The 11,405-nt window shown below is 46.7% G+C and carries 12 protein-coding genes; 8 read left to right on the top strand and 4 right to left on the bottom strand.

The window, feature by feature from the left end; all coding sequences use genetic code 11:
- Window positions 1-312: 312 nt before the first annotated feature.
- The 3 genes from M979_RS06535 to ycgZ form a co-directional block, all read right to left on the bottom strand.
- The gene (locus M979_RS06535) at window positions 313-591 is read right to left on the bottom strand and encodes a biofilm development regulator YmgB/AriR family protein (RefSeq protein WP_034455564.1); all 279 of its coding nucleotides are present in this window, start codon (window positions 589-591) and stop codon (window positions 313-315) included.
- A 37-nt stretch (window positions 592-628) separates the two neighbouring features.
- A complete protein-coding gene (locus M979_RS23260; protein WP_157093209.1) occupies window positions 629-835 on the bottom strand; it encodes a hypothetical protein in 207 nt (68 codons plus the stop codon).
- A 289-nt stretch (window positions 836-1,124) separates the two neighbouring features.
- Entirely contained in the window at window positions 1,125-1,364 is a 240-nt protein-coding gene (gene ycgZ / locus M979_RS06525) for a regulatory protein YcgZ (protein ID WP_034455567.1), read from the bottom strand.
- A gap of 347 nt (window positions 1,365-1,711) precedes the next feature.
- Here ycgZ and M979_RS06520 point away from each other — a divergent pair, with 347 nt between their 5' ends.
- From M979_RS06520 to M979_RS06510, 3 genes are all read left to right on the top strand, one after another.
- Entirely contained in the window at window positions 1,712-2,932 is a 1,221-nt protein-coding gene (locus M979_RS06520; RefSeq protein WP_064554267.1) for a diguanylate phosphodiesterase, read from the top strand.
- An 89-nt stretch (window positions 2,933-3,021) separates the two neighbouring features.
- Window positions 3,022-3,762 (top strand): MerR family transcriptional regulator, encoded by a 741-nt coding sequence (locus tag M979_RS06515; RefSeq protein ID WP_064554183.1) that lies wholly within the window; start codon window positions 3,022-3,024, stop codon window positions 3,760-3,762.
- 103 nt (window positions 3,763-3,865) lie between these two features.
- Window positions 3,866-4,093 (top strand): hypothetical protein, encoded by a 228-nt coding sequence (locus M979_RS06510; protein ID WP_034455569.1) that lies wholly within the window; start codon window positions 3,866-3,868, stop codon window positions 4,091-4,093.
- 370 nt (window positions 4,094-4,463) lie between these two features.
- On the opposite strand, the gene M979_RS06505 is transcribed toward M979_RS06510, so the two are convergent.
- Complete coding sequence (locus M979_RS06505; protein ID WP_034455572.1) at window positions 4,464-5,114, bottom strand: helix-turn-helix domain-containing protein; 651 nt, start codon at window positions 5,112-5,114, stop codon at window positions 4,464-4,466.
- A 372-nt stretch (window positions 5,115-5,486) separates the two neighbouring features.
- On the opposite strand from M979_RS06505, the gene M979_RS06500 reads away from it, so the two are divergent.
- From M979_RS06500 to M979_RS06480, 5 genes are all read left to right on the top strand, one after another.
- On the top strand, window positions 5,487-6,119 hold the full coding sequence (locus M979_RS06500; protein ID WP_064554182.1) for a winged helix-turn-helix transcriptional regulator: 633 nt from the start codon (window positions 5,487-5,489) through the stop codon (window positions 6,117-6,119).
- A gap of 373 nt (window positions 6,120-6,492) precedes the next feature.
- Complete coding sequence (locus M979_RS06495; protein WP_034455575.1) at window positions 6,493-7,023, top strand: fimbrial protein; 531 nt, start codon at window positions 6,493-6,495, stop codon at window positions 7,021-7,023.
- Window positions 7,024-7,103: 80 nt separating this feature from the next.
- Window positions 7,104-7,781: a fimbrial biogenesis chaperone gene (locus M979_RS06490; RefSeq protein ID WP_064554181.1), complete on the top strand. Its 678-nt coding sequence runs from the start codon at window positions 7,104-7,106 to the stop codon at window positions 7,779-7,781.
- A gap of 62 nt (window positions 7,782-7,843) precedes the next feature.
- Window positions 7,844-10,405: a fimbria/pilus outer membrane usher protein gene (locus M979_RS06485; protein ID WP_083963895.1), complete on the top strand. Its 2,562-nt coding sequence runs from the start codon at window positions 7,844-7,846 to the stop codon at window positions 10,403-10,405.
- Window positions 10,402-11,364, top strand: coding sequence for a fimbrial protein (locus M979_RS06480; protein ID WP_064554180.1), 963 nt, complete (start codon window positions 10,402-10,404; stop codon window positions 11,362-11,364). Before M979_RS06485 ends, M979_RS06480 begins: the two co-directional genes overlap by 4 nt.
- The last annotated feature ends 41 nt before the right edge of the window (window positions 11,365-11,405 follow it).

The raw sequence follows: 11,405 nt of genomic DNA, 5'->3' as shown, positions 1-11,405 counted from the left end.
ACCCATACCATTAACGTTGTGTAGGGAAAATAAAAGTAGCAAGAGGGCTGGTACCAACTCATTGCATTTGTCGTGGCTCATCAAATTGGATTTATTACTGATTGATTAAAAGATGGGTTATTTTTAGCGTCAGAGTGGCGCTGAAACAGTGGTGTTGACTGGTGAATCTGCGGTTAGTCGATTCTCCAGACGAAATTTTTATCTCACTACCACAAGATTTGCTGTCATCCCGGAGCGGGGATGACAGCGTACTTTTCTATTTGTCTTAAGCCAATCGTGCAAAAGTTGAAAATTGATACTATCGCTGCACGATTAAATGTCATCAAAAGTATGGTCAACGACAATCTCGAGGGTTTTACGCACGATGTCGATGGTGACGACATCATCAGTGGATTCAATTGCCTCAATCAAGCGCTGAATTATGGCTTTATTAGTTAAATGTCCATCAGTAGCAAGAATGCTGCGTATTACCGCTCCAAGTAATACGGCCTCATCAGCCAGCATGTCGCCAGCGTTACGAAAATATGCAGTTAAAGCCGTGTTTGGCAGGGTGGCATAAATTTCTGATTTATGAAGCGTCATCTGAGTCATTTACTTTCACCATGAGTAAGTTGAGTGTGTAGGACAGTCAGTGTTTTTTACTGCTGCCAGGATCAGGGCTATCGTCGAATAACGGATATGCCTTGTTTTTTTGTTTAACCGGGCTCTCCATGTCCCACTGCTTTTGAGTCGGAACTGGGTTACGTCGCGAGATACCCAGGCGTTGGTGACTGATATCGGCAATCACATCCGCTATCACATTTCGCCGTTGTGCATCTCTTTCTGACGCTTCCATTGTTTGCAGTCTTTCAATCAGGGACCGAGTGCTGATGGGTCCGTTATCGTAAAGGATTGATAGAACTGCCTCTCCAATCAGTTGATCGATTAGTTGCTCTCTTTTACTTCTGCTCATAACTGCGTCTCTTCTTGCCACCGAGTTTCGTTGCCGAAATGTGGCTTGAAATCAGCCCTCGCTCAGGAGGTCAGCTGAAGGTTGCCAGGCTTTTCTATATTGCCTGAAATAATGCTCCCGCAAGTGTTGATCTATTAAGCCATGTAATTTGCGCTATCAGGACCGTTTAAAGTTAACGGTCAAAAAGCAGGCCAATTAAAGTGTGGTAGTGACTCTCTTCTTCAGGACCCGATGCTTCTTCAACCCGACGTAACAATTTTGTGCAGATTGCTTTGCGGTTCAAACTGCGTCCGTCGCTCAGGATCTCCACCACTATTTCCCCGAGTGTTTCCTGCTGGGAAGGCAGGGCTGCTTTAGAGAAATATCGGGTGATAGCATTAGCTGTATCGGGTACGTAGTTGTTCTGTTGCATCAGTCACTCCTGTAAATATGCAGTATTTAATAAAATGTACAAACAAAGTTATACAATGATTAAAAAGTTGTACATAGAAAAGCGTAAGGATTTTTCTTAAAAGCTTAAGCATTTAATGCTATACATTAATTTTCAACTAGTTAGCTTGATAAGTAATTTGCATTCATAACATTTGGTGTATAGGTTCAGCATTTCTGTGTATCAGGCGTGATCAAAAACCGAGTAAACGAGGTGTACAAACGTTCATTTATTGTTAATAAGTTATTAATTTTAATGTATTTTAAATGAGGGGTTTGGCAGGTCATCTGCTACTGTAAATGCCTAAACAGCTTTCAATTGGACACAGCATGCTTACTACCATCATTTATCGCAGCCATATCTGTAAAAACGTACCGTTCCACTCGGTTACGGATATGGTTGCAGCTGCAAATGTTAAAAATGATCAGGCCGACGTGACGGGCATTCTGCTGTTCAACGGCACGCATTTCTTTCAGATGATTGAAGGCCCGGAAGAGAGCGTTTTGAATATTTATCAGCATATTTGTCGGGATAATCGCCACTACAACATTGTTGAGTTGCTTTGTGATTACGCTCCTGCGCGGCGATTTGGAAAAACCGGCATGGAACTCTTTGATTTGAGGGAGTACGACAGGGATGAGGTGCTGCAAGCTGTGCTGGATAAAGGGACCTCAAAGTACCAGCTGTTTTATAACGACCGCGCGCTTAAATTTTTACGCACATTCGTTGAAGCGACTGAAAAAGAAAACTATTTTGAAATTCCGCCAGCGGATTCCTGGCTGTTTATCTCCGACAAAAAAGACGTTCATACGCAAGCCGTTATTGCTGATAATTCGGCAGATTGTAGCTTTGCATTCCAGCCTATGGTGGACCCGTTCGCGCAGAAAATTTTGTCAACTGAAGCTTTGCTGCGCACAGCTGGCGGGGAGTCAACGGCTACTTATTTTGCAGGGTTTACTGGAAAGGCACTTTACGAAGCGGACCTTAATAGCAAGAAAGTCGCCTTTGCGATGGCCAGTTCGCTCAAACTTGGCGAGCAGTCTGTTTCCGTTAATTTGTTGCCTATGACCCTGGTGGTGATTCCTGGTGCTGTTGATTTCTTGTTAAGAGAGATTCAGATAAACGGCCTTGTTCCAGAGCAAGTAACCGTAGAATTTACTGAGAGCGAGGTGATATCGCGCATTGATGAGTTCACCGATGGCATCAGACAACTTAAGGCCGCAGGGATTAGTGTAGCGATAGATCATTTCGGTGCCGGATTTGGCGGGCTATTGTTGCTGTCACAGTTTCAGCCAGACAGAATTAAAATTAATCGTGAACTGATTAAAGATGTCCATAAAAGTGGCCCACGGCAGGCAATTATCCAGGCCATTATCAAATGCTGCGCTTCGCTTGAAATATCCATTTCGGCGGTTGGAGTGGAAAAGGCCGAAGAGTGGATGTGGCTGGAATCAGCTGGTATCTCGCATTTTCAGGGCAACTTGTTTGCCCGTGCCCAGTTAAGTGGCATTGCCGCCGTAGCCTGGCCAGAAAGGAAAGCAGATCTCTAATTCAGGTTGTACAATGTAAAAAAGGTTGTACAACCAGCACGGAGTCGTTAGTTTCGACATGGACGTTTTAAGCTCACAACGAGGGATTAATGACCTTATACAGTATCGGTGAAGTTGCCGAACGATGCGCAATCAACCCTGTCACGCTGCGCGCGTGGCAACGCCGTTATGGATTATTCAAGCCGCAGCGCAGTGAGGGCGGACATCGGCAGTTTGATGACGAAGATATCCTGCGTATCGAAGAGATTAAACGTCTGATAAAAAGTGGCGTGTCCGTAGGGAAGGTTAAAGCATTGTTGGAAGCGAGTCAGACAACGACTCATGACCATGAAGCGTGGCGACCGCAGCAGGAAGAAGTGATGACTGTGTTGCGTCTTGTACAACCTGCAAAACTCCGCACAAAAATTGCAGCTTTAGGTCAGGTATTTAGTGTTGATATCCTCATTGACCATATTTTTATCCCGGTACGTCAATGTCTTAGCCTGGATAAAAATACTTCAAGAGCAATGATTAGCCTTCTTGATGGGTTGCTGATTGAGTACGTTATCCAGTGCCTCGCTGACTCTCGAAGCAAAGAAGGTAAAGACACATTACTGATCGGCTGGGAAAGCGAGGAGAGAACCCGTCTTTGGCTCGAAGCCTGGCGCCTTTCACAACATGGCTGGCGTCCTGATGTGCTGGCAGACCCTCTGGATTCACCTCGACCGGAATTGTTTCCAGGTCAGCATATTTTTGTCTGGACAGGGAAGGTACTAACTTTGCGCCAACAGGAACAACTGGAACACTGGCAGAAGCAAGGGTTTGCCATTAAGTTTCATTCAGGTCAGTAACGCGCGTTATAACCAAATCGTGAGCTATAACCCTGTATAAAAATGCGGAACGTGGTTAATAGATAACTTCGGCCAGGTTCAGGCATAGCTAACAGGATGCAATATGGAAAATTACGCGAACATTAGTGGTGATTCACAAGTTGTTAGTTTCCAGATTGATACCAATTCGATCAAAGTCCGTTTTAAAAATAATCACGTGTATCTCTACGATCTCCGCCATCCAGGACCTGAACATCTGGAAAAGATGAAAGAGTTGGCTCGGGCAGGATGGGGCCTGAATACTTACATCGAGAGTGAAGTGAAGTCCGATTATTCTTCCAAGGTATTTTAACGCGTAAAACGAAACTGAAGGACTGTACGTCGGTTACTTCAGTTCTGTTTCAATTGTGTTCATCAAGACTTATGGCATGCGGATTTGCAAAGAGGAGATGAGTTAGCATGATGAGTTACCGGATGGCGTTGTATCACCATATGCAATTTAACATAATATACATTATGCGCACCATGATAAGCTAAGGCGAAATCCAGAGGGCTCATGGCTAAGTCTATCTGGCATAACATGTTCTTTCATCTGTCGCTTAGTTCGCATAACGGTTGAAATGGCTTGCGGCCTTTTATCGGGTTACCGCATTGGTAAAGTGATTCGACAGTCAGTAACCACTCTCCTTCTTCGGCACTACAACCGCATGACCATTCCAGTATTAATAGCGTGACGGAATGTTATTTATCGCTTTCAGCAGGCCTTTTTCGGTCACAATATAATTCCCCGTTTTAAGCTGGGCCAGTATCTTCATAATCGTGCTGCGGGAAAGAAATGTACGGCTCAAAATGTAAGAAACGATGCTGACGCTATTTCTTACCTCTTCGGTTTCATTCATCAACTCATATAGTTGATAGCAGATAACTTCATAAGAGGATAACGATGAAATTTTCGTACAGTGATCATAAATTCTTGTGGCTGTATAAATTAACAGCGTAGAAAGGTTTTTCCACAAGTTGTCCCTGTCGATAATCCGGTTAGCCTCTTCAATGGTGAGGATGCTGATTTCAGATGCGGCCTGCGCCCGGATATAAAGATAGTCATTTTCCACCAATTGCGTACTTAAACCAAAAACGTAAGGTGCCGCTTCTGAATTTAATATCATACCGTCAGCATAACGATAGAGGGTAACATTGCCGCCATGCAATAAAAAACAATTGTGCTGCCCTCCTGTTTTATAATTCAATGACTGCTTATCAGCAGTCACTATTTTATTTGCATTCGGCGCAAGGCTGTTGATAAGCAAATTAATGTCAGCCAGTGGTTTTTTATGCATCATATTGCAACCAATTAAAATAGAGGTTTTTTTCATAAATCGTCATGCGGTTTACGAACAACCGCAATCCTGTCATTTTTCCAGATGAGTGGATTATGATAATTATTAATAAAATTTAAAAGTTTTCTGACGGTGTAAAATTACACCCCAAAAAAGACTTGTGCGCGTTGTATCAATGATCTGTGCCCTTCCACTGTTCTCTTCAGCATCCTCAGAGACATTTCCATCAATAAGTAAATGTATATAAATTAACAGCTCGCATTAGATGTTACTGATGGAATATTTACATTAAAAGCATCGCGCTGATACCCAGCCAAACTATTGATTAAGAAAGAAATTGGTAAACTACGTAGCAGTGCTATCTTATGCTATATTTTAAACAGCCATTTATTATGGGGCGAGGCATTTATGATCAACATACATCACGATCATAGCAAGGATATTTCCGCGACCGTTGAGCTTGTAGAAAAGCTCACGCCCTTTGTGACCTTCATAACGGCGCCTCCCGATACCCGCTTTTACCTTTATATCAATGGCCATTCGTACTGTTATCTGGTGCGCAGTGGCATCTGTAAAGTTTATCACCGGAATGACGAACTGCTGCTCGGCACGCTCCTTGTCCCTGGGATCATTGGTATTAGCGCAATACTTCCTGTTGAGGCGGGGCTATTTATTCAGACACATAGTACATCCGAGATAGCAACTATCAGCACCGTACAGGTTCGGCAACTTATTGCTGATAACAATCTCTGGAAGTTACTGGCCAGTCATGTTTCCCGGGTCACCAGCCGACTCTATACCATAAATACCTATTTCAACGTTTCCAGCGCATACGAAATCACCCGCATTCAGTTACTTGAACTAATGAGCGAACCTCCTGAATACAAAAATAATGTTTCTGCTGCCCATTATGTTCAGCAAAAAACATCGCTTTCCCGCAGTAGTATTATGAAGATACTGGCGCAGCTGAAAAAAGGAGGGTATATCAGAATCGAAAACGGCATTCTGATGGAGATTTACCACCTCCCGTTAAAGTACTGACTTATCCTATGGCATAAACTTTATGTTTTTCATTTGTTAATAAATGGATTGGTTTTTATTAAAACCCCGAGCATCCGACAAAGCCACGTTAATAACCTAGCCGCTTAAAATTCCGGTGTAAAATTACACTCAAAAAAATCTTGATGTATTTTTGCTCATCACTGAGAATACCCATAGAAATAAAAAGAAAGATAAAAACACTCAATAGTCATAAAGTGCGCTGATTATCACCTTATTATTTATATTGACCGGCATTTCCTCTATTACTATTAATGCGAAGAGAGGTGAATGTTTATGGATATAGAAGATATTGCCGCGCAACATGCAATATCTTAGTTAAAAACACCAATTAATATACTCAAGGAGATGAATCATGAATAATAAACTATTGCCTATAGCAATGATGTTTTCGTCCGTATTTAGTATTTCTGCGATGGCCGCCGATGGGCAGGTGAATTTTTCGGGTGAAATTATTGACTCTGCCTGTCAGGTCATTAATACCCCCAGCAATCCTCTGCAAGTGACATTGGGCCAGGTCAACAGGAGCGCATTTTCTGGCGCAGGTTCAACGGCTGCAGCAACCAAATTCACGCTCCAGCTTGCCGACTGCCCGGTTAGCGCCACCGCTGCCGCCGTTAAGTTTGATGGCAGTTCCATCTCCGGGAATAACAGCGTTCTGGCGCTGACCCAAGAGCCCGGTGTGGCCTCAGGGGTCGGTATTCAGTTATCCGACGATAGCAATACCGTTGTGCCGTTATATACAGCATCAAAACGCTACAACCTGAATACGGGCACCGGGGTGATGAACAATCTGGATTTTGTCGCACGTTATATTGCGACGGCGGCTTCGGTGACGGCAGGTCTGGCAAATTCAATGGCAAGCTTTACCGTTATCTATAACTGATTTTGGTCAGAATACCGGAATGGTTATTCGAGCCGTTGATAAATAGCCGGCTCTCCCCTTCTCTTTTGTGAATATTGAATATGAAATTGATTCCTTCCACACTGTTGGCAGCGTTATTAATAAGCGCTGGGTTAGCCCAGGCGGGCATGATTGTTGGCGGTACCCGCCTTATTTACAACGGCAGCAAGAAAGAATCTTCGCTGAAGGTCAGTAATCCAGACCGACAACCGTATCTTATTCAGAGTTGGGTAGAGCCTGCTACGGATGGCGCAGAAAAAGCCCCCTTTGTAATAACGCCGCCGCTGTTTCGCCTCGATGGTGGACAAGAAAATGTGCTGCGCGTCGTCCGGGTAGGCGGCAACCTGCCGCAGGACAGGGAAACGCTGTATTGGATGAGTATTAAGTCCATCCCGTCTGCTGAGAAAGATCAGAGCAAGAACACGCTACAGATCGCGGTGAAAACGCGCATCAAACTAATATATCGCCCCCAGAGCTTAAAAGGCGTGCCGGAAGAACTCACCGAAAAACTAACCTGGCAGCGCATCGGGAACCGTCTACAAGTCAGTAATCCCACGCTATTTTATATGAACTTTCAGAGCGTCACCGTCGGTAACAACACACTGTCGGAGGCTACTTACGTGGCACCGATGAGTAATGCCAGCTTTGCGTTACCTGCAGGCGGTGGCAGCGGCGTGGCCTGGAAAATCATTAACGATTACGGCGGTGTGGGCAATCTCCATCACGCCACATTGCAGTAATAACCTGGTAGCCAGGCAACAAGGCATTATTAATTTCCCCTTTACATAAGGGAAGTAACTAAATGAATAACCAGACAGAGCACGATGAATATACACCGCTAAGCATCTGCGGACTATTCTCGCTTGTTTCCGCATCAATATTCTTTTTCAACTGTATTTCCTTCTCGGTACATGCGCGGGAATATTTTAATCCGTTGATGCTCGAGATTGATAATCCGCAGCAGGGAAATACAGATTTAACGATATTTGAAGAGGGAAATGGTCAGGCGCCTGGCGTTTATCGGGTAGATATTTATATCAATAACCAGCAGCAGGAAACGCAGGATATTGAATTCAAAACGCAGACCACGCCGCAGGGGAAAGCTCACCTTCAGCCCTGCCTGAGCGTTAGTCAATTAAACTCGATGGGAATAAAAACCACGCTCTTTCCTGAATTAGAACAACACGGGGCGCCTTGCGCTAACCTTTCGGCAATCCCGCATGCCAGCGCCGAATTCCACTTCAGCGCCCAGCAACTCCTGCTGAGTATCCCGCAGTCGGCCATTGCGCAAAACCCGCGTGGCTATGTACCTGAAACACAATGGGATGACGGGATCCCCGCTCTGTTACTTAACTATAATCTGAGCGGCGCCAGCACGGTTTCCCGTCATGGTGGCGGCAACGACAGTAGTAGTCAGTACGCCAACTTACGGCCAGGCATCAACGTCGGGCCCTGGCGGTTGCGCAATTACACTACATTCCTGCGGGACTCTCACGGCCAGCCTCAGTGGGATATGGTATACACCTATCTGAACCGCGACATTCGCCCTCTGCGCAGTCAGTTAATGCTCGGAGACAGCACTTCGCCGGCAGATGTGTTTGACAGCGTCCCTTTTCGGGGCGTGCAGCTGGCATCGGACGACGACATGATTCCCGATAGCCTGAAAGGCTATGCGCCCGTGGTCAGGGGAATTGCCCGTACTCATGCGCAGGTGATTATCCGTCAGAACGGTTACGTGATTTACCAGAGCTATGTGGCGCCCGGATCCTTTGAAATCAACGATATGTATGCTACCGGTGGCAGTGGCGATCTCTACGTGACGATTAAAGAGGCTGACGGTAGCGAACAGCTTCTCGTGGTCCCCTTTGCTTCTCTGCCGGTATTACAGCGTGAAAGCCGCCTCAAATATTCGCTGACCAGCGGCCAGTATCGCGCTTATGACAGCAGCGTCGACCACACGCCGTTTGGCCAGGGGACGTTGATATACGGTTTACCGCACGGTTTTACCGCCTACGGTGGTGGCCAGTTCGCCAGCAAATATCATTCGCTGGCGCTTGGAATAGGCAAAAATCTTGGCGACATTGGAGCACTCTCCCTGGACGTGACTCAGGCGTGGTCGCGCATGCAGGAGCAACCACAAGAAACAGGCCAGTCATGGCGCGTTCGTTACAGCAAAAACATTGTACTGACCGGCACGAACTTCGCCATTGCCGGTTATCGCTATTCAACGGACGGTTACTACAGCATGCAGGAAGTTCTGGAAACCTGGCGTGACAGGCAGATCCAACCGTATAACGAGCGTAAGCGTAACCGCACGGAACTCACGATGAGTCAGAACCTGTGGGAAGGCGCAGGCTCGCTGTCGCTAAGCCTGATCAGCGAAGATTACTGGAAAAGCAATCGCACCATGCGTTCGACGGGCATCGGATACAACAACAGTTGGAATGGCATCAGTTATGGCCTGAACTATAACCTCAACGAAAACACCACGGCCACTGACGGGCACGGCGACAAGGTATACGGCCGCGACCGAATCCTTTCGCTCAACGTCAGTATCCCGCTGAGCCGTTGGACGGTGAACAGCTGGGCTTCCTGGAACTTGAATCACAGCCAGAAAAGTGGAACCAGCAATACCCTGTCACTTAACGGTACTGCACTTGCCGATAACCGCTTGAGCTGGGGTCTGCAACAGGGCTATGGCAGCCAGGGAACCGGTAATAGCGGTGCTCTGTTGGCCGATTATCGGGCGACAGACGGGGAAGTGAACGCAGGCTACGCCTATGATGCGCGCAGCAGGCGTCTGAACTATGGCGTTCAGGGGGGAATGGTCATGCATGCCGGAGGGGCTACATTCGGGCAGCCAATGGGGGAGACCGTTACGTTGGTGCAGGCACCGGGGGCATCGGGCATCGGGGTCAGCAATCAGACCGGGGTGAAAACCGACTGGCGTGGATATGCGCTTATCCCGTTCGTTAATCCCTACCGTAAAAATCAGATTCAACTGGATACAGAAACCTTCGATGACAACACCGAAGTGGCATTAACCAGCCAAACGGTAATTCCCACCCGTGGCGCGGTGGTAAAAGCTGACTTTCAGACAAGCGTGGGAAATCGACTGTTGATGACGCTGCTACAGGCCAACCAACAGCCGGTGCCGTTTGGCGCCATCGTCACGCAAGCCGGTCAGGTGAATAAACAGAGCTTTATTGTTGGGGAGAATGGCCAGGTGTACCTGACCGGGCTCGGGCAGAACGGGCAATTACACGCGAAATGGGGTAAAGATGCACACGAGCAATGCATCGCCCGTTTCAGCCTGCCGGAAAAACACGAAGAGATACTGGTTATTAACGGGAGGTGCCAATGAGCACATTACGCTTATTAGGGATGATTTTCCCGGGGCTATTTTTAATGCTCAGCGCATTTTCCGCCTGCGCCACCTGTAGTTTTTACCGCGGGACAGCCCCTATGATCTGGGACAATATCAACATCGGAACCGTATATGCACAGCGCGACACCCCGGTCGGCTCAATAATTTACAGCACGGTTTTGCCTGCGACTTTCTCAGGCGAGTGGCTAACCTGTGGCAGCGGTGAACTCATCTCTGCAACCATGTTCCGGGATGCTGTCAGCGGCTTTTCGCATATTTATGACACCGGTATTCCGGGAGTGGGAATCAAGGCCTATTATCAGACCAGCGGTACTTTCGATAATCCTCCTCGCACCGGGATAAATAGCTCTTCCGGTGGAACAGTTTCCGCATTAGGACTCGGCAGTGGCGTCAAGATTGAATTGTATAAGACGGGCCCAATTAGCTCCGGAAATATTGAACCAGGCTTATATTTTCAGAAAACCTATGGCGAACTGGAAGTTGTCAGGGGGAGTATTGTCGGCGGGCAGGTTATTCAGGTGGCCTGCTCCCTACGCAATCAGAATATTAACGTCGCACTACCCGATGTCTTAGGTATTGATTTTACTGGCCCAGGTGCAACCCCTGGCGAAACCTCATTTACGGTTGATCTTGACTGTGATGCCGGGGCGCGAATTAACGTTTCATTAAGCGGCAGCAAAAGTGCCGAAACATCTGACACCAGTATTCTGGCTTTATCTGGCGCAGGAACAGCAGGCGTCGCCAGGGGCGTAGGAATTCAACTGCTTTATGGTAATACACCGCTGAAAATTAATAATAATATTGTGCTGAAAACGTCAACAGGTGGCCAGGAGTTTCCTGCTGATGCCTTTACGGCACGCTATTTCCAGACCAGAGACAAAGTAACCGCCGGTAGCGCCAACTCCACGGCAACGTTAAATATCACTTATCAATAACCGCTGAGTATCACACCAGTAATAAAAGAACAGGAGATATC

The sequence above is a fragment of the Buttiauxella noackiae ATCC 51607 genome, assembly GCF_001654865.1.
GTDB classification, from domain to species: Bacteria; Pseudomonadota; Gammaproteobacteria; order Enterobacterales; family Enterobacteriaceae; genus Buttiauxella; species Buttiauxella noackiae.
Note: the sequence above shows the minus strand (reverse complement) of the source record. Positions and strands in the feature narration are given on the sequence as shown.